This window comes from bacterium (assembly GCA_023150945.1).
Taxonomy (GTDB): Bacteria; Zhuqueibacterota; Zhuqueibacteria; order Zhuqueibacterales; family Zhuqueibacteraceae; genus Coneutiohabitans.
The window spans coordinates 647,159-671,060 of the sequence record JAKLJX010000001.1 but is presented as its reverse complement, the minus strand read 5'-3'; the positions used below and the strand labels follow the sequence as shown (position 1 = coordinate 671,060).

General features: G+C 60.8%; 15 protein-coding genes. 14 read left to right on the top strand and 1 reads right to left on the bottom strand.

Going from position 1 to position 23,902, the window contains the following annotated elements:
* The first annotated feature begins 219 nt into the window (after positions 1-219).
* The 4 genes from L6R21_02585 to L6R21_02570 all read left to right on the top strand — a co-directional run bounded on the left by L6R21_02585 (position 220) and on the right by L6R21_02570 (position 5,719).
* Positions 220-507: a 4a-hydroxytetrahydrobiopterin dehydratase gene (locus L6R21_02585; protein ID MCK6558061.1), complete on the top strand. Its 288-nt coding sequence runs from the start codon at positions 220-222 to the stop codon at positions 505-507.
* A gap of 203 nt (positions 508-710) precedes the next feature.
* Positions 711-3,164: a T9SS type A sorting domain-containing protein gene (locus tag L6R21_02580; GenBank protein ID MCK6558060.1), complete on the top strand. Its 2,454-nt coding sequence runs from the start codon at positions 711-713 to the stop codon at positions 3,162-3,164.
* Between the two features lie 246 nt (positions 3,165-3,410).
* Positions 3,411-4,889 (top strand): ATP-binding protein, encoded by a 1,479-nt coding sequence (locus tag L6R21_02575; GenBank protein MCK6558059.1) that lies wholly within the window; start codon positions 3,411-3,413, stop codon positions 4,887-4,889.
* A gap of 53 nt (positions 4,890-4,942) precedes the next feature.
* Positions 4,943-5,719 (top strand): TerC family protein, encoded by a 777-nt coding sequence (locus L6R21_02570; protein ID MCK6558058.1) that lies wholly within the window; start codon positions 4,943-4,945, stop codon positions 5,717-5,719.
* 109 nt (positions 5,720-5,828) lie between these two features.
* Here the strand turns inward: L6R21_02570 and L6R21_02565 are convergent, their stop codons facing one another.
* Positions 5,829-7,631, bottom strand: coding sequence for a peptidylprolyl isomerase (locus L6R21_02565; protein ID MCK6558057.1), 1,803 nt, complete (start codon positions 7,629-7,631; stop codon positions 5,829-5,831).
* A 283-nt stretch (positions 7,632-7,914) separates the two neighbouring features.
* Here L6R21_02565 and uvrB point away from each other — a divergent pair, with 283 nt between their 5' ends.
* The 10 genes from uvrB (at position 7,915) to L6R21_02515 (ending at position 23,900) form a co-directional block, all read left to right on the top strand.
* Positions 7,915-9,975 (top strand): excinuclease ABC subunit UvrB, encoded by a 2,061-nt coding sequence (gene uvrB / locus L6R21_02560; protein ID MCK6558056.1) that lies wholly within the window; start codon positions 7,915-7,917, stop codon positions 9,973-9,975.
* Between the two features lie 117 nt (positions 9,976-10,092).
* Positions 10,093-11,373, top strand: a complete 1,281-nt coding sequence (gene purD / locus L6R21_02555; protein ID MCK6558055.1) for a phosphoribosylamine--glycine ligase — start codon at positions 10,093-10,095, stop codon at positions 11,371-11,373.
* 132 nt (positions 11,374-11,505) lie between these two features.
* Entirely contained in the window at positions 11,506-12,426 is a 921-nt protein-coding gene (locus tag L6R21_02550; protein ID MCK6558054.1) for an SDR family oxidoreductase, read from the top strand.
* Between the two features lie 55 nt (positions 12,427-12,481).
* The gene (locus L6R21_02545; protein MCK6558053.1) at positions 12,482-13,681 is read left to right on the top strand and encodes a sigma-54 dependent transcriptional regulator; all 1,200 of its coding nucleotides are present in this window, start codon (positions 12,482-12,484) and stop codon (positions 13,679-13,681) included.
* Between the two features lie 94 nt (positions 13,682-13,775).
* Positions 13,776-14,333, top strand: coding sequence for an LPS assembly lipoprotein LptE (gene lptE / locus L6R21_02540; GenBank protein ID MCK6558052.1), 558 nt, complete (start codon positions 13,776-13,778; stop codon positions 14,331-14,333).
* A gap of 170 nt (positions 14,334-14,503) precedes the next feature.
* Positions 14,504-16,054, top strand: a complete 1,551-nt coding sequence (locus L6R21_02535) for a glycosyltransferase family 2 protein (protein MCK6558051.1) — start codon at positions 14,504-14,506, stop codon at positions 16,052-16,054.
* 46 nt (positions 16,055-16,100) lie between these two features.
* Complete coding sequence (locus tag L6R21_02530) at positions 16,101-17,534, top strand: tetratricopeptide repeat protein (GenBank protein MCK6558050.1); 1,434 nt, start codon at positions 16,101-16,103, stop codon at positions 17,532-17,534.
* Positions 17,524-18,594 carry an aminopeptidase P family protein gene (locus L6R21_02525; protein MCK6558049.1) on the top strand — a complete coding sequence of 357 codons (1,071 nt, stop codon included), beginning with the start codon at positions 17,524-17,526 and terminating at the stop codon, positions 18,592-18,594. Before L6R21_02530 ends, L6R21_02525 begins: the two co-directional genes overlap by 11 nt.
* An 8-nt stretch (positions 18,595-18,602) precedes the next feature.
* Positions 18,603-19,568 (top strand): glycosyltransferase family 2 protein, encoded by a 966-nt coding sequence (locus tag L6R21_02520; GenBank protein MCK6558048.1) that lies wholly within the window; start codon positions 18,603-18,605, stop codon positions 19,566-19,568.
* Between the two features lie 9 nt (positions 19,569-19,577).
* A complete protein-coding gene (locus L6R21_02515; GenBank protein MCK6558047.1) occupies positions 19,578-23,900 on the top strand; it encodes a S8 family serine peptidase in 4,323 nt (1,440 codons plus the stop codon).
* The last annotated feature ends 2 nt before the right edge of the window (positions 23,901-23,902 follow it).

Sequence of the window (23,902 nt, the reverse complement as noted above, 5' to 3'; positions counted from 1 at the left end):
CACCCCGGCCACTGCCTGGCCCACCTCGGTCAGGCACGTGGCGGCACACTCCATTCGCTGGCCTCGGGCGAAAGCAAACCTGCTTTCGCCCTTTCTGTTTGCGTCCTTCTGATTTTTTGGCCTTGCGCCGCAGCAGAATTTTTTTATTCTAACACCGCTGAAAGTCAGAGCACGAGCACGGCGTTCACCTGCCACTCATTTCGCGAGGAGGATTTTGCCATGGCTGCCGTTCACCAACTCACCGAGCCGGAGATCAACCAGGAACTCACCAGGCTGTCCGGCTGGACGATTGCCGCCGGCAAGCTGCACAAATCCTTTCAATTCCCCTCTTTTGTGGAGGCATTCGGCTTCATGGCGCGCGTGGCGCTGCTGGCCGAAGCCATGAACCATCACCCCGAATGGTCAAACGTCTATAACCGTGTCGTCATCGACTTGGTGACGCATGACGCCGGCGGGATCAGCCGGAAAGACTTCGTGCTCGCCGCCAAAATCGATGCCGTGTCGTGAAGCGCGAACCTCGGCTGATCACCGCCTCCGCAAGTGAACCTCGCCGCGGTCGCTGCGCGCGAGCAGAGCTGGCGGCATGAGCCGCCCTCTTCGCCGTGTCTCTACTTCCCGATTCTCATGACAGCCAGAAAGCCGTGCCCGTTGGTCCTATCGAGTACGGTTGAACTGTTTCGCATTGAATGCAATCACACCGGGAGGGCAACATGTCAAAGCGAGCTGTAGTCGTCTTTATCCTGAGTGCCATTTTTGCCACGCGTTTGGTCGCGCAGGATGAAATTGCCGCGAAGTTCCAGCCGCGCCACCATCCTGCCGCGGACGGTGGTCTGCCTTACCGTTTGTTTGTCCCGGCCAATTACACGCCCACGCGCCTCTATCCGCTGGTGTTGGCCTTGCACGGTTCGGGCGAACGCGGCTCCGACAACTTCACGCAGGTTCGTTCCTATCGCCTGGCGACGGCGTGGGCCGATCCGATCAATCAAACCAAATATCCCTGCCTGGTGGTGGCCCCGCAATGCCCATTGAATCAGGGCTGGGATGATCACCTGATGACCCTCAGCAGCTTGCTCGATTCGCTGCAGCGGGAATTCAGCATCGACGCCAATCGCCTCTACGTCACCGGCTTGTCGATGGGAGGATTTGCCACGTGGGATTTGATCACGCTTTTCCCCAAGCGCTTCGCGGCTGCCATTCCGATGAGCGCCGGCGGCGATCCCGCGCGCGCCGCCACGATTGCCGCCGTGCCGATTTGGAATTTTCACGGCACGCGGGATGACGCCGTGCCGGTCAGCTTTTCGCGTGATATGATGACGGCGCTGCAACAGGCCGGACAAGAGGTGGTCTACACTCACTGCCGCGATCGCGATTGCACCGGACTGCCGGACAGTACGATCTCCCAACATGTGCGCAGTCATGCCAACCTGCTCTACACCGAATACGGCGAGGGCGGACACGTGATTTGGGATGAATCCTACGACTATTCCCATCTCTTCCCGTGGGTGTTTCAAAAATACCGCCAGACGCCCGGCGCCCTCCAGCTCACGAATCTGAAGCACGCCAGCCGCCGGCATGGCCTGGTTCCGGTGGAATGGCAGGCCGGCAATCCGGCTGACAGCGTGGAGATTTGGTTCAGCAGCAATGCCGGAGAAGACTGGGAGCTGATCGCCCGCGCCCTGCCGAATAACGGAATCTACCTTTGGAACACCGTGGAAGTGACCGACTGCGCGTTCGGTGTTCTCAAAATCTTCCTGCAAAACGATCGTGGCTTCATCTATAGCCAGGATCGCTCCGGTTATCTTACCATCGACAATCAAGGCAATGGCGCGCCCTTCGTTCGAATTCGCAATGACGAGTTTCGCTCCGGCGAGGTATTTGATCAGGAGCGCTTCACGCTCGCGCTGCTGCTGGGAGATGCCGAAGACAATCCGCTCACGGTCAACTTGTTTTACAGCACCGATGGCGGACAGGTCTTCAGCCAGTTTGACACGTTCACGGCAAGGATGGATACACTCAGCCAATCGCGCGCGATTGATCTCACCAGCCTGCCCAATTCGCCACAGGCGGTCATTCGTGTCGCAGCCGGCGACGGCCAGACCACGGCCTTCGCTCAAACCTTTCCCTTCGCGAAGTTGACACCGCGCGTCGGCGGGCCGGTGGCGACCCACGTGACAGGCAACAGCGGCGCCCGCGTGACGGTTCAGGTGGTTGCCCCGGAGCAATTGACCGGCCATCTCTATCGCGTCACCTTCGATACGCTTGCCGGCCGGAAGTTCTATCACGTCGTCGATCGTGACCGCCAGGTCACCGTGGTGGAGAAAGCGGGCGAGCTTGACGGCGCTTCCGAGGGGCCGCTGTTCGACGGCGTGCGGCTGGTGATCAAGGACTATCCGCGCGCCGAGGTCGATTTGGAGGGCACGCGCTTCACCAAAGGCCAATCCACGCTGAAAGTTGCCATCACCGTGCCGCGCATCGACTTGGGAACGGAAGTATTGGAGGGTTATCCCCAGCCGGCAGACTATCGCCTGGAATTCTTCGATCACGTGGTGGATACTTCCAGCACGGCCTACGGCGCGGCCGCGGTGCCCATGAAATTTCTGGTGCAGAATCTCACCGCCAACCGGCCGGTGGAAATTATCTTTCTGGATAACGACGCCGATCAATCTGTCTCTCTTTTTGACGAAATTTTTCTGGTCGAACCCGTCGACCAGAGCGCGCTCCGGCTGACTTGGTCGATGTTGTTCACCGGCACCAGCAGTGACCGCCCGCCGGCGCCGGGTGATGAATTCACTTTTCGCACGCACAAGCCGCTCACCACGGCGGACGTGTACGAGTTCTACGGCCGTCTCACCGGAGTGCACGAGCCTGAGCTGCATCACGGCCCGGCGGCGTTGATCCTGTTCCCCAATTATCCGAACCCCTTCAATCCGGCCACGAACATTCGCTATCATTTGCCGCAACCGGCACTGGTGCGGGTGAGCATTCATGACCTGCAGGGCCGTGAGGTCGCGCGCTTGTTCGAAGGCTGGCAATCCGCCGGCACGCACGCATTGTCGTGGTTGGGCAGCAACGCGCAGGGCGAGCCGGCCGGCAGCGGCGTGTTCTTCTGCCGAATCTCCGCCGGAGAGCAAACGATGACGCGCAAGCTCTTGTTGCTGCGTTGAGGTTGCCCTGCCGCGGTACGAGTTTCTCTTTGCCGGCGAAGCACAGCAGCGATTCCTGCCGGGTTGACTTGCTTTGAGATTCTCTCGGGGCAAGCAGCCGGGAGCTTGTGAATCCTTGGGCGCGCTGTCCAGTGCTTGACCAACTCGGCTGCGATCGCACTCACCGGCGGGCAGGCAAGGAATTCCCCTTGAAATCCTGCCGGTGAATGTTTATTATCAGCGCCAATTCCTGCCGTGCGAAACCGAATGCGCCGCCAAGCCGGCTTCACCGCCACCCGTTCTCCGACTGGCAAGATGACGACTATGGATCCGTTGGTCAAAGAGTTGCAAAGCTTGCGTGATCAGTTCAATGATTTTCTCTACTATCTGCCGGAAGCCCTCCTCGAGATTGATATCGTCACGCCACGACTCACCTACATGAACCGCATGGCCCAGATTCTGTTTGGCTACACCGAAGCCGACTTTGCCAGGGGCCTCGAGATTCCGCAATTGTTTGCCGAGCAGGAATACGACCGCGCGGTGGCGATCATCACCTCCTACATTGCCGAAAGCCGCTCCCGGCAACGCGAATACTTGCGCTCAGGCCGGCAGGACATCTACGAATTCCTGATGCGCAAGAAAGACGGCACCATTTTTCCGGCAGAAACCCAGACCTCGTTCGTGCTCGACAAGGACGGCATTCCCGTGGGCATGCGCACCCTCGTGCGCGACGTGACCGGACGCAAACAGGCGGAGGAGGCGCGGTTGCGGGCGATTGCAGCAGAAACGCGCGCCCAAACGGCAGAAGCACTCAATCGCGAGCTGCAACAGGAGATCGCCGAACGCAAGCGCGTGGAAAAGGCGCTGCGTGAAATCGAAGAACGCTATCGCCTGCTGTCGGCGAATGTCCTGCCCTCCGCGGCGGAGGCGTTCACCGCCGGCCAACTCGCGGCGGTGACACCGGCCGCGGGCGCTGCTTCCCCGCGCCTCGAGCAGAAGAGTGAGCCGCCGGAGGCTGCATGGCAGGTGACCTGGGCGCCGGCCGTCGAAGGCCTGGAGGCCCTCGCCGGTGGCATGGCGCACGTCTTCAACAACCTGCTGACCATTATTTTGGGCAACGCCAATCTGACGCTGCAGGATTTGCCGGAGGAGTCGGCGCTGCGTGAGCCGCTGCAGCAGATCGAAGGCGCGGCCTTGCGCGCCGCCGAGCTGACCAATCAAATCATTGCTTTCACCGGCAAGGCCAGGATGGAAATGCAGCCGGTGAAGCTCTCCGAACTGGTGATGCAGATGCAGCCAAGCCTGGCGGCGATGCTGCCGGAGGCAATCAAACTCCGTTGTGAAGTGGCGGCGGACTTGCCGCTGATTCACGCTGCCACAGACCAGGTGCAGCAGGTCATTGCGAGTCTGTTGGCGAACGCTGCGGATGCCATCGGCGCAGCCGCGGGCGAGATTCGCGTGCACACGGCTGTCTGCCGCAGCGAAGAGGTGGCCGCGGCCGGGCTGGAACCCGGCGCATACGTCGCACTGGAAGTCAGCGACAGCGGACGCGGCATGACCGCCGAGGCGCAGGCGCGCATGTTCGAGCCGTTCTTCAGCACGAAATTCGCCGGCCGGGGACTCGGGCTGGCGGCCGTGCGCGGCATCGTACGCGCGCATCGCGGCGCGATTCGCGTGGTGAGCGCGCCGGGCCAGGGCACAACGGTGACGGTTTTGTTTCCCACCGCTTCCCCTCCTCCGCGATAACGGTTCATTTCAATCCCACTTTTTTCGCACAACCTTTTGCGGGAGTGAAGGACATGCATTGGTTGACCGATCCACAGGCCTGGATTTCGCTGGTGACGCTGACCGCGCTGGAGATCGTGCTCGGCATTGACAACATCATTTTCATTTCGATTTTGGCGGGCAAACTGCCGCCTGCGCAACAGCCGCGGGCGCGCACCGTCGGCCTGGGTCTGGCCATGATCTCGCGCATCGTGCTGCTGTTTTCCCTCACCTGGGTCATGCGTCTGACCCAGCCGCTGTTCACGGTGTGGCGCAACGAAATCTCCGGCCGCGATCTCATTCTGATCATCGGCGGGCTGTTCCTGCTGGCCAAAAGCACCCACGAAATCCACAACAAGCTCGAGGGCGAAGAGGAGCACGGCACCGCGAGGGTGCACGCGGCATTTCTCGGTGTGCTGGTTCAGATCATGCTGCTCGACATCGTTTTCTCGCTCGATTCGGTGATCACCGCCATCGGCATGGCCAATCATCTCGCCATCATGGTGGCGGCGGTGGTGATGGCGGTGGCCTTCATGATGTTTTTCGCGGGCGCCATCAGCGATTTCGTGCACCGCCGGCCCACCGTCAAAATGCTGGCGCTCAGCTTTTTGTTGTTGATCGGGGTGGCGTTGATCGCCGACGGCTTCGATCAACACATTCCCAAGGGCTACATCTATTTTGCCATGGCGTTTTCGGTATTCGTGGAAATGTTGAATCTGCGCCTGCGCAGCCGCGACGTGCAGCCGGTGAAGCTGCGCGGCCAGGTTTCACTGGAGAAAAGAACCGGGCGGGGCAAACAAGTGAAGCGGTGAGGGCGGCCGGGCACGGGCGCGGCGCCGCATGGCGGGGCGCAAAACAAAAAAGCTCCTGCGATCAGGAGCTTTTTTTTGGGGGAGAATGCCGATCGGGGCGCAGCGGGGTTTAGAAGAAGCGTTCGCGTTCGTCCTTGATGTCAGCGTCTTTCTTCAACGCCGCCAGCCATTGCTCGAAGGTGTCCTGCCGCGCGCGGCCGGTGAGCTGATTGCGGATGTCTTCCTTTTTGGCGTTGTAATCGGCTTCGCTGAATTCATCCCGACTGAGCAGTTGAATGACATATGAGCCACGCAGTCCCTTCACCGGTTTGGAGATTTCCATGGGCTGCAGCGAAAACGCCGTGCCGATGAACGCTTGATCGCGACCCACGCCGGTGACGAACCCGGAACGGGTGAACGGCTCCGGCGTTTGCAGGGCAATCGTATCGCGCTGGGCCAGCGCTTCAAAGGAGCTGGTGCCGGCCTTCAGCAGCTCGGCGTAGAACTTTTCGGCGGCTTGATGCGCCATCTGTTTCCAGCGCTCTTCTTTCAACGCGGTTTCGATTTGGGTTTTGGCCTCTTCCAGCGACTTGGTGTGCTCTGCTTGCATCTCGGCCACGCGGATCACGGTGAAACCCTGGGGCGTTTCGAAGGCTTCGCTCACCGTGCCGACGGGACTGCGGAAAATGAACTGCGAAGCGCCGTAATTCAAACCCAAACCGGGCACAAAACCGCCGCCTTTGACGAAGAAAGTGCTGGTTTGCGCCTGCACCTTCTCGCTGGCAACCGTTTCGCTCCAGGAGGTTTCGCGCGCCTGTTCGGCAAAGAATCTGGCGTCACTCTCTGCGGTTTCTTTGGTGGCGTGCGAGGGTTTGTAGCGCAACAGGATATGCCGCGCCCGCACCTGCTCTTCGCCGTTCTCCTGCTTGCGTTCTTCCACTTTGATGATGTGCAGGCCGAAATTGGTGGTGACCGGTCCCACGATCTCGCCCGGTTTGGCTGCGAAGGCCGCTTCTTCGAAGGGCTTCACCATTTGCCCGCGCGGGAAAAAGCCCAAATCGCCGCCTTTGGTGCTGTTGGATTCATCTTCGGAATACAGTTCCGCCAGTTTGCCAAAGTCCTCTCCGGCCAGCGCGCGCTGATAGATGGCGGCCGCCGAATCCTGCACGGCTTGGGAGTCTTGCCGGGTGGGATTGGTCGAGAAGAAGACGTAATCGATCTTGCGTTTTTCCGGCTCTTTGAGATCGTCCTGGTGTTCTTTGTAGTACTTCTGAATCTCGTCGGGGCTGATCGTCACCGCGGCGGTGCGGTATTTGTCCCACGAAAACGCCGCATAACGCACGGCGGCCTTCTGATTGCGGGCGAGATACTCGCTTCTGATGTGGCTTTCGGTGACGATGATCGAGGCGAACAGCATGTCTTGCAGCTTCTGCACCGGCAATTGATTGCGCATCTCCTGCTCGACGCCGATCCAGGCGGCATCCAGTTGCGGATTCTTCAGCGCGGCTTGATAGCGCACCATGTCGAACTGGCCCTGCTCGGTGCGAAACATCTGCTGGATGAACTCCGGCGGCTGATCGAACAAGTAGTAGGTGATCTCCTTGTCGGTCGCGCTCAGTTGGTGTTTGTTGATTTCCTGGCGCACCAGCCGGCTGTTGATCAAATCATCCAACACGCGATTGCGAATGGAATTGAGCTGGGTGTCCGTGACTTCCGCGCCACTCTCTTTGTAATTTTCAAGCACTTGGTTGACGGCGCGGTCGAATTCGGTGATCGAAATGGTTTCGCCGTTGACCTTGGCGATGGTCATTTCTCCGGTTCTCAGGCCGGTGACATTCATGCCCCAGTCAAAAACGATCGTGCCTACAAATACAGCCACCAAGCCATAAAAGAAAATCTTGGTGTAGCTGCGCATTCTTTGCATCATTCCCATGATGGAAGACTCCAGAAGTTTGATATCTAAGGCTGGGCGCCGCGCATCAGCGGGTTAAATGTTCAAATTACAAGCGCGAAATATACACTGGAGGGCCTTGATTTGCAAGGTGTTTTTCGCGGAGCCTCCGCCCTGCTTGACATTGGTGGCGTGAGGATGTATATTCGCCGTGCCAGTTGCCAAATTGGCATTTTTGTGATTTGGCTGCGAATTTGCAACGGACAGTCTGCCAGTATCCACCATGCCATCTTGCGGTCGAGGGGTGGCAGTTTTTATTTTGGCCATGGAAAAATTCGAACTCGTCTCAGACTATCAGCCCACCGGAGATCAGCCCCAAGCCATTCAGGAACTTACGGAAGGCGTGCGGCGCGGAGAAAAGCATCAAACGCTGCTGGGTGTGACCGGCAGTGGTAAAACCTTCACCCTGGCAAATGTAATTGCCAATGTGAATCATCCGGTGCTGGTCATTTCTCACAATAAGACACTTGCCGCCCAGCTCTACGGTGAATTCAAGAGCTTCTTCCCGCGCAATGCGGTGGAGTATTTCATCAGCTACTACGATTATTACCAGCCCGAAGCCTACGTGCCGAGCACAGATACCTACATCGAAAAAGACACGGCCATCAATGACGAGATCGACCGGCTGCGCCTGAAAGCCACCAGCGCGCTGCTCTCCCGCCGCGACGTGTTGATCGTCGCTTCGGTTTCCTGCATCTATGGCTTGGGTGATCCGGAAGATTACAAAGCCGAGCTGCTCATGCTCAGCCGCGGCCAGCGCATCGAGCGCAACCGCATTCTCGAGCGGCTGGTGGATATGCAGTATACGCGCAATGACTTTGACTTTGCCCGTGGCACGTTTCGCGTGCGCGGCGACGTCATCGAAGTTATCCCGGCTTATGAGCGTGAAGCCTATCGCATCGAGATGTACGGCAATGAGATCGAATCCTTCGCGCAGATCAACACCCTCACCGGCGAGATTTTGGGCGAGGTGGACAGCGTGGCGATCTTTCCGGCGAAGCACTTCGTGACCCCGCGCGCTAAGGTGGTGCGCGCGATTGCCGCCATCCGGGAGGAGCTGGCCACGCGCCTGGCCTGGTTTCGCGAGAACAACAAGCTGCTGGAAGCGCAGCGGCTGGAGATGCGCACCAATTTCGATCTCGAGATGCTGCAGGAAATCGGCACCTGCCACGGCGTGGAGAACTATTCCCGCCACCTCTCCGGCCGCGCCGCCGGCCAGCGGCCGTTCACGCTGATCGACTATTTCCCGAAGGATTTCATCACCATCATCGATGAATCCCATGCCACCATTCCGCAGATCAACGGCATGTATCACGGCGACCGCTCGCGCAAGGAAACGCTGGTCGAGCACGGCTTCCGGCTGCCCTCGGCGTTGGACAACCGGCCGCTGAAGTTCGATGAATTCGAAGCCATGATGCATCAGATGATCTACGTTTCGGCCACGCCGGCGGACTATGAGCTGCAGAAGAGCCGGGGCGTGATCGTCGAACAGGTGATTCGCCCGACCGGCTTGATGGATCCCGCAGTCGAAGTGCGGCCGGTGGCGAATCAAATCGACGATCTCATCGCCGAGATTCGGCAGCGGGTGGCGCAGCAGGAGCGCGTGCTGGTGACGACCCTCACCAAACGCATGGCCGAAGACTTGACCGATTACCTCGCCGAGCTGGAGATTCGCGTGCGCTACCTGCATTCGGAGATCGACGCGCTCGATCGCGTCGAGATCGTGCGGGATTTGCGCCTGGCCGAGTTCGACGTGCTGGTGGGCGTAAACCTGTTGCGCGAAGGGTTGGACTTGCCGGAAGTCTCGCTGGTGGCGATTCTCGACGCCGACAAGGAAGGCTATCTGCGCAGCGAGCGCTCCCTGATTCAGACCGGCGGCCGCGCCGCGCGCAACGTCAACGGCAAGGTGATCATGTATGCCGACACCGTCACCGGCTCGATGCGCAAGATGATCGACGAGACCAACCGCCGCCGCGAAATTCAACGCCAATACAACGAAGAACACGGCATCACGCCCAGGACGATTTACAAGAGCACGGAAGAGATTCTCAGCTCGACCCAGGTGGCGGACGTCCGGGCGGACAGCAAATACAACCGCGAATCGCCGTCACAGGTGTCAACTTCCGCCTGGGAGAAAATGACGCCGTTCGAGCGCGAAGAATTGCTCGATCGGTTGGAGCAGGAAATGCTGAGCGCGGCCCGCAACCTCGAGTTCGAGCGCGCCGCCGAGTTGCGCAACGAGATCGAGCAGCTCAAGACCGGAAAAAAGAAGAGTGCGGCGACTTACCCAGTCAAGAAAAGCCGCCGGCGCGGTCGCGCGCGCTGAGCGCCGCGTTGCAGCGCCGGGCGGCCGCGAGAGTTTCGAGCCTGCGCCGGCAAAACCAGTTGACCATCGGCGATTTGCATGATGAATACCAACACGACACCAGCTCCGGCCCGGCCGTTGCGTTTGCTCGTCATCGGCGGCGGCGGCCGCGAGCACGCGCTGGTTTGGAAGCTGGCGCGCAGCCCGCAGGCGGAGAAAATCTTTTGTGCGCCCGGCAATCCCGGCATTGCGCAACTGGCTGAATGTGTCGATATGTCTTCCTCTAACGTGCCGGCGTTGCTCCATTTTGCCCGCGCCGCGGCGATCGACCTCACCATCGTCGGGCCGGAAGCGCCGCTGGTGGCCGGCATCGTTGACAATTTCGAAGCCGCCGGCTTGGCGATCGTTGGTCCCTCGCGCGCTGCTGCCATGATCGAAGGCAGCAAGGCTTTTGCAAAAGCCTTCATGCGCCGGCATGGCATCCCCACCGCGGATTTTGAAATCTGCGATCGCTTTGCCGAGGCGCGCGACCATCTCAACCAAAGCGCTTTGCCGATCGTAATCAAAGCCGATGGCCTGGCCGCCGGCAAGGGCGCAGTGGTCGCGCACACTCGCGCCGAAGCGCTGGCGGCCGCTGAGGCCATGCTGGAACGCAGCCTTTTTGGTGAGGCCGGCAGCCGCATCGTCATCGAGAAGTTTATGCCGGGTGAGGAAGTGTCGGTGTTGTGCCTCAGCGACGGCGCCCGGATCATCACGTTGCCGGCGGCGCAGGATCACAAAGCGATCTTCGATGAGGATCGCGGCCCCAATACCGGCGGCATGGGCGCTTATGCGCCCGCGCCGGTTATGACGCCCGCGCTGCTCGCGCAGGTGGAAGCGCAGATTTTGCGGCCGGCGGTTGCCGGTTTGGCGCAGGAAGGCCGCGCCTATCGCGGTGTGCTCTACGCCGGTTTGATGATCACACCCGAGGGCCCCAAGGTGGTCGAATTCAACTGCCGTTTGGGTGATCCGGAGGCGCAGGTGATTTTGCCCTTGCTCGAGTTCGATTTGGTGGACCTGCTTTGGCAAATTCCGCGCGGGGCGCTGCCAGAGACGGTTGCGGCCGCAAACGGTTGGGCGCTGGCCGTGGTGATGGCCTCGGCCGGCTACCCGGGCGAATATCAAACCGGCAAAGTGATCTCAGAGTTGGCGCCGATCGAGGGCGAACAGGTTTTGGTTTTTCATTCCGGCACAGCGCAGGACGCAGCGGGGAGACTCATCACCGGCGGCGGCCGGGTGCTGGCGGTCACCGGTTTGGGCCAAACCTTCGACCAGGCGCGCCGGCGCGCGTATGCGGCCGTTGGCAAGATCTCATTTGAAGGCGCGCATTATCGGACGGATATTGGGGCAAAGGCGCTGCAGCATTTGCCGTCTGCTTGACGAGCGTGGTCCGAGCGTTAGTGTGAAGGTGAACCGGCCGTAGAGAGAGGAATCAGACACAGTGAATCGATTGCAGGACAAATCAGATGGCAGCAGTACTCAGGAATTTTCTTCATTTTGAAAGGACAGCGCATGAAAGTGTTGGTCACCGGCGGAGCCGGTTTCATTGGTTCGCACATTGTTGACGCCTTGCTGGCCAGCGGCCACGAGGTCACGGTCATTGACAATCTCGTTACCGGGCGCAAGGAAAACCTCAATCCGCGGGCAAAGTTCTATCAGGTCGATATCCGTGACCAGGAAATCGCCGCCATTTTCCGGCGCGAACAATTCGAAGCGATCTATCATCAGGCGGCGCAGATGGATGTGCGCAAGTCGGTGGCGGATCCGCGCTATGATGCCGAAGTCAACATCCTCGGCACGCTCAATCTGCTGCAGCAGGCGCAGCAAACCGGCGTGCAGAAGTTCATTTTCGCCTCCACCGGCGGCGCGATCTACGGCGAGCAGATGCGCTTCCCGGCGGACGAGGAGCATCCCACCTGGCCGGCTTCGCCCTACGGCATCACCAAGCTGACCTGCGAGAAATACATCGCCTTTTTCGGCCAGAGTTACGGCATCTCCTACGTGTTGCTGCGCTACGCCAATGTCTACGGCCCGCGGCAAAGCCCGCACGGCGAGGCCGGGGTGGTCGCGATCTTCACCGCGCGCATGTTGAGCGGCGAGCAGCCGGTGATCAACGGTGACGGCCGGCAAACGCGCGACTATGTTTACGTCGGCGACGTGGTGGCCGCCAATCTGGCCGCGCTCCACTATTCCGCCAATGACTATTTCAACATCGGCACCGGCCACGAGACCGACGTCAATGTACTGTTTCGGATACTCAACCAGGCGACCGGCAACCGCTGCGACGAGCGGCACGGCCCGGCCAAGGCCGGCGAGCAGATGCGCAGCGTGCTGGAGTACGGGAAGGCCCGCCGGTTGCTGGGCTGGCAGCCCCAGGTGAAGCTGGAGCAGGGCCTCGAGCAAACAGTGGCCTGGTTTCAAAGCAAACGCTGAATGCAGGCTGATCGTGGATATTCAGGCAATTCCTCAACCTTCGGCGTCAAACGACATGAATGCTCTGACGGCAAAAATCGGCGGCAATGGCGTAAGCGAAGACTTGCGCGCGCTGCGCGATCAAATCGGTCTGGTGGGCGAGTCGCCGGAAATCTGGCAGATGATCGAAACCATCCAGCAGGTGGCGCCCACCACCATCCCGGTTTTGGTTCTGGGTGAAAGCGGAACCGGCAAGGAACTGGTGGCGCAGGCCATTCACCGCCTCAGCCCGCGGCTGGACAAGCCCTTCGTGGTGGTCAATGCCGGCGCGATTCCGGAAGGCATCATCGAATCGGAATTGTTCGGCCATGAAAAGGGCGCGTTCACCGGCGCCATCGGCAGCCGCAAAGGTTATTTCGAGCAGGCCGATGGCGGCACGCTTTTTCTCGATGAAGTCGGCGACATGCCGCTGCCGGCGCAGGTCAAGTTTCTGCGCCTTTTGGAAGGCAAGGATTTCATCCGGGTGGGCGGCAGCAGCAACCGCAATGTGGACGTGCGCGTGGTGGCGGCCACCAACAAGGATTTGCGCGAGGCGGTCGAACAGAACCGCTTTCGCGAAGATCTCTATTTCCGGCTGAACGCCATCCGCATCCGCATTCCGCCGCTGCGCGAGCGCCTGGAAGACCTCCCACTGCTGGTCAAGAAATTCGTGACTGATTTCTGCCGGGAAAACCGGATCGAGTTCGAGGGCATGTCCGAAGGAGCCTTGCGGGTGATGCAGGACTATCATTGGCCGGGCAATGTGCGCGAACTGCGGAATTTCGTCGAGATGTTGATTGTTTTGGAGCGCGGCCGGCGAGTCGATGAGAATGCCGTGCGGCAGCACTTGCCGCGCAAAAGCGAGTATGACCGCCGGCTGCCGGTGCCGCTCAATCGCCGCAGCGAAGAAGTCGAACGTGAGTTCATCTACCGTGCGCTGGTCGATCTCAAGAACGAGATTGCCCAGTTGCGCGAGTTGATCGTCGGCCGCTACGTTTCGCCGATGCGGCGCCTGAAACCGGGCAGTTATGTGGAGCCGGATGACGTGCAGGAGGTCAGCGCTGATGAAGTCGGCAGTGAAGAGGAAGACCTGGAGTCCCTGGAAGGCATGCAAAAGCGCTTGATCCATGAAGCGCTGCAACGCACCAACGGCAATCGCCGCAAGGCGGCCAAGATTCTCAAAATCAGCGAACGCACGCTCTACCGCAAAATCAAAGAATACGATCTGCCCTTCTAATCACCGCGGTGCGCCAGTTTCCCGGCCGGCAGGAATTCCCGGTGGAACTGTTGCGCCGCGCTTGCGGTGACCGAACCTGCAACGAATTCGCGCGATGAACCAAACTGACTGTCTGCCCCTGCGCCCACCCGCGGCAAAGCGGCACGGCGCCGCAACTCCGGCTCGGGCTGTGCTGCTGCTGGCCGCGCTGTTCTCCTGGGTCGCAGGCTGCGGCGTGTACTCCTTTTCCGGGTCGGCCAATCCGCATCTCAAGACGGTGGCTGTGCCGATCTTCGAGGACCGCACTGCCGAATTCGGGGTGAAGGAACAACTCACCGAGGCCATCATTGCGAGCTTCAACCGCGACAACACGCTGAAAATTGCCGACCGGCGCGTGGCAGATGCGATTGTGAGCGGCACCATTCTGCGGTTGACCGAACAGGCGGGCGTCTACACCGCGCAGGAACAGGTGCAGGAAATTCGCGTGTATCTGACCGTGAAGATCAAATGCGATGACGTGAAGAAGCGGAAGGTGCTGTGGGAGGAAGAGCTCACGCAGTTCGGCGCCTACGTGCCGGGCGGCGCGAATTCCGACGACCGGCAAAGCGCGATCAACAGCGCGATCGACAAGATCGCCACCGAAGTGCTCAACCGCACGGTTTCCGGGTGGTGATGTTACAGCTTTGCAGCAAATGCACCGCGTGAGTTGGTAACCCAATAAAGAAGTTGCGCTTTAGGTTTGATTTACTTATTATCCACGCCATATTTCTGAATAACCCAGCGGGAGGAGGAACTCAGTCACGATCGGCGAGCGATTGGCCGGTTGGGACGGTCAAAGAGATTATGCAAACTGTGTTGGAGTACGGCGTTCTTTCAATCTATTTCGTTGCCCTCGCGATTCTATTCGTCTTTGGCGCGCATGGTTTTGTCATGGTTTACTACTACAAGAAGTTCCGGCGCGTCAACGGGCTGCGACCCAAGCCGTTGAAACACCACCCCCAAGTCACGATTCAGTTGCCCATTTTCAACGAATACTACGTCGTTGAGCGTCTGATTCACGCCGTGTGCGGGGTGGCTTACCCGCGCGAGCGCCTGCAGATTCAGGTTCTGGATGATTCCACCGATGAAACGCTGGCGTTGTCACAAAAGCTGGTGGAAGAATATCGCGGCCGCGGCTTCGACATCACGCTGTGGCATCGCGAAGAGCGCACGGGTTTCAAAGCCGGCGCCTTGAAAGAGGGTCTGGCGCAGGCGACCGGCGAATTCATCGCCATTTTTGACGCGGATTTCATTCCGCCGCGCGATTTCCTCGCTCGCACCATTCCCTATTTCACCGACTCGGAAGTGGGCATGGTGCAGACGCGCTGGGGGCATCTGAATCCGAATTTCTCGCTGCTGACGCGGGCGCAGGCCATTGGATTGGACGGCCATTTCGTGGTCGAACAGGCGGCACGCAACGGCGCCGGCTTTTTTATCAATTTCAACGGCACTGCCGGCATTTGGCGCAAGGCTTGCATTCTCGACGCCGGCAACTGGTCGGATGACACGCTGACCGAAGACCTCGACCTCAGCTATCGCGCCCAATTGCGCGGATGGAAATTCAAGTTTCTGCCCGATGCGGTGTGCCCCTCCGAGTTGCCAGCGGAAATCGGCGCGCTGAAATCGCAGCAATTCCGCTGGACGAAAGGCGCGATCGAAACCGCCAAGAAAATTTTGCCGCAAGTCTGGCATTCGCAGATGCCCCTGCGCGTCAAGCTGCAGTCGACGATTCACCTGACCAACAATCTGGTGTTTCCATTCATTCTGCTGGTCGGCTTGCTCAACCTCCCGCTGATTCTGTTGAAAAACGGGCCGGGCAATGATTACAGCCTTTACTTCGCAATCAGCTCGGTTTTCGTGCTGGCGTTCCTCGGATCGTTTTTGATGTACATGACATCGCAGCGCGAGCTTTATCCGGATTGGCGGCGCCGCATCTTGTATTTTCCGATTTTCATGGCCGGCAGCATGGGCCTGGCGGTCAACAACACCCGTGCCATCCTGCAGGGCCTGGTCAACCGCCGCAGTGAATTCCAGCGCACGCCGAAATACCGCATCGAAAACGAACGCGATCATTTTCAGGGCAAGAAATATTTCGACCGGCGCAGCCCGGTTACGCGATTTGCGGGCACCGGCATTCTGGAGTTGCTGCTGGCGCTCTACAGCCTGGCCGGCGTGGTGATCTCTCTGCGCTTCGCCGAGTTTGCCGCTCTACCGTTTCAACTCTTGTATTGCTGCGGCTACGCCTATATCGGTGTGCTCTCGCTGCAGCACTCGCTGCTGCCGCATGTGCGCGCCAAACTGGCGCGGGTGCTGTGGCTGGCGGGGCGCTCCAACGGTGTGTTGCAGCCGCGTTGAAACCGGCAAGCAGGTCAGGCAGGACATTTGAATTGAGGAAGCTGTCATGACTAGAGTTGAAACCGAGCGCCTGGAATCGCTGCAGGTTTTGCTGCAGCAGAATCCGGATTCGCTTACCTTTGCGCGCGTCGCCGACGTCTTGATGCGCAACGGCCGCATCGATGAAGCCATACAGGTGTGTGAAGAAGGCGTTCGCCGCCACCCCTACTACGTCACCGGCCATTTCGTGCTGGGCAAATGCTACCGGCAGAAAAAGCTCTATGACATGGCAGAAAAGGAATTCAAGCGCGTGCTGGTGTTTGATCCCAAACACATTGCCGCCCATCGCCAGTACGGTGATTTGATGCGCGAAATCGAGTGGGACAATACCTGCGAGATGAGCTACCGCAAGATCCTGCATATTGACCCTCTCGACAACTATGTGCAATCCGTGGTGGATGAGTTTGCGCGGCAGAGCCAGGTCGCTGCGCCGGCGACACGCGCGCCGGCTTCCCCCTCCACTACGACGGCGAGCCGGCCGGCTTCTGCTACGGCAGCCGCCGCGCGCAAACCCGCAGCACCCATTCCCAAGCAACCTGCCGAACCGCCGGCCCGGAAACCCGCTGAACCACCCGCACCGCCGGCGCCGGCCGAGCCCAAACCGCCGCTCACCGCGCTGCCGCTGTCGGATGAAGAATTGCTGGCGACCTCTGCGAAGCCCAGCGCCGAAGCACCCCGCCCGGCGCCGCCGCAGCCCGTCAACCTTCCCGAGCCGATTCACGACCGCAGCGCCGACAAGAAACTTGAGACCAACACCGCGGTGCTCACCAAATCAGACGAGGCCCGCTTTTCTTCGATTCTCGACGATATCTTCAACGATGAAGTCATCGACGATGCCGACGACCGGCCGGCACCGACGCTGGAGCGAAAGAGTGCCGCGGCGCCCGAACCCGCCGCCGCCAAGCCATTGCCCGCCTTGGAAGGCTTCGAGGTGCAGCAGTACAGCAGGAGAACGGCAGCGCCGCCACCGGCAACCGCTGACCTAAACCGGCCGCCGGTGACCGAAGAACCGCTGGATACGGAAATCGAAGAACCGGATTTCGCGGCAGCACCGGGGCCGGCCGCGCCCCCTCCCCAACATTCGGCGGACACGGATTTTGATTTCGAAGCCTTGCCACCGGTCGAAAAAACTGCTGCAAATGACGCCGCTGCAGAGCGCACTTCCGTGCCGGCCGCGCCCGCGAATCGCCGCCGGCCTGCACCCACCCGCCTGCTGGAGCAGTTGGAGGAAAGCGTCGCACCGATGCCCAACAGCGAATTTCAGCCGCGCGACAAAATCGTCACTCCCACCCTCGGTGAGATTTATGCCGCGCAGGGCCAGTATGCCAAGGCCATCGGCGTCTTCGAGCTGCTCAGCAAGAAGGATCCGGCCAACCGCCATTATCGTGAAAAAATCGACTACTTGAAAAAACGTTTGCAAGAGACGCAGAATGCCGGATAGAATCGAGCGCCTCCGGCAAGCGTTGCGCGAGAAAGAGCTGGCCGCCATGCTGATCAGCGCGCCGGCGAGCGTGCGCTATTTCTTCGGCTTCACCGGCTCGAACGCGCTGGGTTTGATCACGGCAGTACGCAGCTTGCTCGTCACCGATTGGCGCTACCGCGATCAGGCGGCGCAGGAAGTGGAGCATGCCGAAGTTCTCATCGCCTACCGCGATTTGTTTGTGCCACTAAAGGAAAACCGCGCCTTGCCCTCCGGCTGGCGCGTCGGCTTCGAAGATCATCACCTCACCTGCCAACAGCTTTCCCAACTGCGCAAACACTTTCCCCAGCTCAAGCTCACGCCCACCGAACGGCTGCTGTCCCAACTCGCGGTTCCCAAGGAAGCGAATGAACTGGCGGCGCTGCGCCAGGCGGCCGCGTTCGCCTGCCAGACCTGGGAGGCGATTCAGCCCTATTTGCGCCTGGGCGTGAGTGAGGCCGACCTTGCCGCCGAGATCGTTTATCGCAGCCGCAAAGCCGGTTCCGAAGCAGACCCCTTCGAGCCGATCGTTGCCAGCGGCCCACGTTCCGCCCTGCCGCATGGCCGCAGCACCGCCCGCCGCCTGCAACCCGGTGACATGGTCGTCATCGATTTCGGCTGCGTCTGCGCCGGCTACGCTTCCGACGTCACGCGCACGATCGCCGTAGGTGAGCCACCCGCCCGGTTGCGGGAAGTTTATCACGTCGTCAAAGAAGCCGGCGAGCAAGTCTATGCCGCCTTGCGGCCGGAGATGAAAGCCGTCGCGCTGGACCAGGTCGCGCGCGAATTTCTCAAAGCCAAAGGCTTCGGCGAGCAATTCAATCATGCCCTGGGCCACGGCTTGGGCCTGGATGTACACATGCTCCCGCGCATCGGTCCCGAGAGCAAGGATGTGATTCCGTTTGGCAGCGTGCTCGCCCTCGAGCCTGGCGTCTATCTGCCGGGAATGGGCGGCGTGCGCCTCGAAGACGACGTGCTCGTCACTGCCGGCGGGTGTGAAATCCTGACGCCCATCACACGCGAGCTGATCTGCGTGGAATGAGGCCCGCGATGCCGCCGCCGGATCACCTCGCGATCATCCTGGTCACCTATCAAAGCGCGGCGCACATTGGCGCCTGCCTGGCCTCGCTGCCGCTCGCCGAACCCCGGCGCCGATTGACGATTCATCTCATTGACAATGCCTCAACGGACAACACGATGGAAATCGCCGCACAGGCCGTTCGCGAGTTGCCCGTGCCCCGGGTTACGGCACACGTGCTGCGCAATCACAGCAATGTGGGATTCACCGCGGCGCTGAATCAAGGCTTGGCGCTCTGCCCGCTCGAGGCCCCGGTTTTGTTTTTGAATCCCGATACCGTTTTTCCGCCTGCCAGCCTCGCCCGGCTGCTCACCGAGCTTTATGAGCACGATCACGTCGGCGTGATTGCGCCGCAACTGCATTATCTCAACGCCTCGCTGCCATCCGCGATCACAGCGCCGTACACCTTCTCAGACGCGACGATCCAACCCTCGTGCCGGCGCTTTCCGCGCTATGCCGACTTGTTTTTCGAATTCACCGGCTTGTCACGCGCCTTTCCGGCTTCCCGGCGCTGCAATCGCTGGAAGATGGGCGATTTCGATCATCGCCGCTCACGCGCGGTGGACCAGCCGCAGGGCGCTTGTTTGCTCGTGCGGCCGCAGGTCGTGCAGGCCATCGGCCGGTGGGATGAACGCTTCCCGCTTTTTTTCAGCGATGTCGATTGGTGCCGCCGCGTCTGGCAGGCGGGCTGGCAGATTCGCTTCACCGCAGAAGTAAAAGTGTTTCATGCCCTGGGCGCCAGCGTCAAACAAGTCCGGCCGGCCGCTTTGTGGAGTTCGCACCTCTCTTTTTGGCGCTACTTTTGGAAGTATCACCGCTCGCGCCTGGAAGCCGCCGGGTTGGTGTTGCTGGCGCCACTCTTCCTGCTCACCGCGGCGCTGCGGATCGCGGGCCACGCCCTGGCCGCCCCCTTCCGCCGGCTGAACATGATTTCCTGATTTCAAGGCATGACCAAGATTTCTCTCTCACGCTCGACTTGCCTGCACTTCGCCTGCGGGCTTTTCGCCTTCGGCTTGCTGGCCTTCCAGACCCCGCCGGTTTTGCCGCAATCCACCGCGGCGGAGGCTGCCTTCGTTTCCAACGAAATCATCATCAAATTGCACAAGGATGCCGCGGTGCTCGGCAAAGGCAGTGACATTACCTTTGATCCGCAAGGCCCCCTTCACGCCCGGCTGCAAAGCCTGGGGGCATATGAGGCGCAGCCCTTGTTTCCCGCGCTGCAAGCTGACGGACTCAACGCCTACGTGTTGGTGCGCTTTCGCAACAACCCGGCAGAACTGGCGGCCTGGCTTGCTGAACTCTCACAACTCCCCGGGATCGCGCAGGCGCAATTCAACCACGTGTTGCGGACTGCCGGCAGGCCCGCCGCCCCGCGTCAAAACTGGGCGCCCAATGATTCTCTCTTTCCCGCACAATGGGCGCTGTCAACCCTGCGTGCCACCACGGCCTGGCGCACCACCACCGGCGCTGCCAATGTGCTGATTGCCGTAATCGACACGGGCATCGAACTCGATCATCCTGATTTGCAGCCCAACCTCTGGAGCAACGCCGCTGAAGATTTGAACGGCAACGGCCGGCTTGATGCCACGGATGCCAACGGCAGCGATGATGACGGCAACGGCTTCATCGATGACGTCATCGGGTGGGATTTCACCGACGCGCCCAACTTTCCGGATGGCAGCGACTATCGCGAACGCGACAACGATCCTTCCGATGAGAACGGCCACGGCACGGCGGTGAGCGGCATCATTGCAGCGGTGGCGGACAATCGCATCGGCATCGCCGGCTTGGCGCCGGGCTGCAAGGTCATGGCGTTGCGCGCCGGTACCAGCCGGGGTCTGCTCGAGGAGGACGATGTCGCTGCCGCCGTGGTGTATGCCGTGCAAAACGGCAGCCGCGTGATCAACATGAGTTTTGGCGATGTCGTGGTTTCACCGCTGTTGCGCGATGTCATGCAATTCGCGCATCGCCGCGGCGTGGTGCTGGTGGCGGCGGCCGGCAATGACGCCAGCGCGGCGCCGAACTTTCCGGCCGCTTATTCCGAAACGATCTCGGTTGGCGCCAGTGACGCCAACGATCGCCTGGCCTCCTTTTCGAACTACGGCGCCACGGTCGATCTCGTTGCTCCCGGCGTTGACATTCTCACCACCACCCGGCAGCAGGGCTATAGCCGGTTCAGCGGCACCTCCGCGGCCGCGCCTTTCGTTGCGGCGCTCGCGGGCCTGCTGCTCGCGCGTTCGCCGGATTGGAGCAATGACATGATCCGCGCCGCGCTGCAAAACACCGCGGTTGATCTGGGCGCGGCGGGATGGGATCGCTTTTTCGCTGCGGGCCGCATCGACGCCGCGGCTGCCCTGGCCGTCCGGCAAGCGGCGCGCGCGGAAATCCTCTCTCCGGCCATGGATGCCGGCTTCACCGGCAACGCAAACCTCGTCATTCGCGGCACGGTGCTCGGCGCCTTTGTCGAGCGTTATGAATTGTCGTTCGGCGCGGGCGATGATCCCGTGGCTTGGCAACCGCTCGCCTCCGTTTCCCAACGCCAAGTGCTGGACGATTCCCTCGCCTCCTGGCCGCTGGCCGCAGTGCCCGAAGGCGTCTACACCCTGCGGCTGGTTGCGCTGCAGCAGGCCGGCCCGGCGGTCGAGGACAAAGTCCGCCTGGCCATCGATCGCACGCCGCCCGATTTTTCTGCGGTGAAGATGACCCCGATGCTCGACGCCAATCAACCCAGCGTGTTGATCGAATTCGACACGGATGATGAATGCCGCGCCACGTGCTGGTGGCGGCCGCGCGGATCAGCGGCGGCTTTTGCGGCGCTGCCGCTGAACTATCTCACGGCCAATCATCGTCTGCACTTCACGCGCGCGCTGGTCGCCGGTGAGCTCGAGTTCTACTTGGAAGCGGAAAACCGCGCCGGGCTGCGCGCTCGCAACGACAATGGCGGCCGTTATTTTGTTTTGAATCTCACCGGACCGGAAATTGCCGCACAAGCCTTCGTCGAAATTCCACTGCCAGCAGAATTGCGTGTGCCCGCCGGCTTGCTGCTGCCCCGCGCCGCGGATTTTGATCAGGATGGCCGGCCGGAGTTGCTGCTTTCCGTCTATGGCAAAAACAATGCAATCGGCCCGCTCACCATTTTTGAGTGGAATGGCCGGGGCTTCGCGCCGCAATACACTTCAAACTGGCCGCTGATCCCGCGCGACTTCGGCGACAGCAATGGTGACGGCAAACTGGAGCTGCTCGCCGGCATGGGGCAGCGGAGTTTCATTTTCGAAGCGCCGCAGATCAATGCGTTTCCCACGCAACTGGTGTGGGCGGACAGTGGTGAGTTTTGGGCCAGCCGTTTTGCCGATGTCGATGGCGACGGCCGCAGCGAAATTATCTCCCGCGATGAGGCAGGCTTTGCGGTGTGGGAAGCAATCGCCGATCATGCCTTCCAAGCAGTTGCCCTGCTGGAGAATTTCACCGCCGGCGAAAACGGCGTGGGTGTGCCGCATGCCGAGTTGGGTGATTTCGACGGCGACGGCCGCCAGGAAATTCTGCTCGGTGATTCCGACGGCGATTTGTATATCTACGAGGCCGGCGGCGACAACCATCTCGTCGCGGCGTGGCACGATCGGCTGCCCTTGCTCGACACCATCGACTTCATTCGCGCCGGTGATTTTGACGGCGACGGCCGCGCTGATTTCGCCGCCGGCTGCCATTCCAATCCCGCACTGAAAAGCGAGCATGAGTTCGATGCCCGCCACTGGCTCTTTCGCGTCTATCGCAGCGCAGGAGACAATCAGTTTGAAGTCATGTGGGAGCAGCGCTTTTTTGGCTTTCAACCGCCGCAGGATTTCGACGCCGGCGTCGGCGCCGGCGATAGCGATGGCGACGGCCGCGATGAGCTTTTCCTCAATCTCTTTCCCGATGGTTATGTGGTGGATTTTGACGCCGGCAGCGGCCGGGTGATCTGGCATTATCAGCCGGTGCGCAGCAATACCACCATCGTCACCGCGCCCTCTCCCGGCGCCGGCCGCAGCTTTCATTTTTCGGATGGCGAAGTCGTGCGGCTGTTCGCGCCAGCCGGCAGCGAGACGGCGGCGCCGTCGCCTTTCGGGATTTCGGCGCGGCCGCGCGATGCCACCAGTGTTTTCCTGCACTGGCAGCCGGTCGAGGGCGCAGAGGGTTATCTCGTTTCTCGCGGACAGGCCGGCGGCGCGGATGATTTCACCACCAGCGTGAGCACGAATGAATATCTCGACGCCGGACTGATCAGCGAGCAAACCTATCACTACACCATCGCGACGATCGACAGCCAGCGCCAGCAGATCATCGGGCCACCGTCGCGCAGGGTGAGCGCGCGGCCCACTGCGGCCCCGCGCGTTGTGCGCGCAGCTTTTTTCCCGCCGCAACAGGTGGCGGTGACCTTCTCCGAAACGATGCACGAAGACCTGCGCTGGCACGGCCGCTTTTGCTTGCGATTGGCGGCATCCAGCAGTGAAGCGCATGGCTGCCAGACGCCGGCAAGCATTGTTTCCAGCCGCGCGGGCCGCGAGGTGATCTTGAGTTTTGACGAATGCCATTTTGCCGCGGGCGAGTATGAGATCGAAGTCGCCAACGTGTTTGATGTCGATTTCGCGCCGCTGGATTCTGCGCATGCGCGCGCCCGCTTTCAAGTCGCCGCGACCGCAACCCGCTTCTACCTCACCTCCGCCCGGCTGGAATCACCCAAAAGCCTGCTGCTGGCATTCAATCTGCCGGTGGATCCGGTCAGCGCCACCGAGCCGGCGAATTACCGGCTGCGCATTCAAAATGACTCCGGTTTGCAGCCGGCGCTGCACAGCGCCACGGTGGTGGCCGAAAATCCGGCGGCTGTGCGTTTGCTGCTGCGCGACGGTTTCATTGTACCCACCGGCTTGAATTATTTGATCACGGTTCAGAGCGTGCGCAGCGCCGATGGCATTCCGTTGCGACCAGGCGAAGGCGATGCCCTCGGCTTTGCGCCTGCTGCCGCGAATCTGGACGAGGTGAAGGTGTTTCCCAATCCCTTTGTCGCGAGCCGGCATCACCGCCTGATGATTGCCGGCCTGACGCCCACGGCAACCATCAAGATTCTTGATCTGCAAGGCCGCGTGTTGGTCACCTTGACGGAAACCGACGGCAACGGCGGCTATGCCTGGGACGGCCGTGACCAGGGAAGAAAGTTGTTGCCTTCGGGAGTGTATGTGTGTTATGTTAGTTCCGGCACACAAACGGCGTGGGCGAAATTCGTGATCGTGCGGTAAAG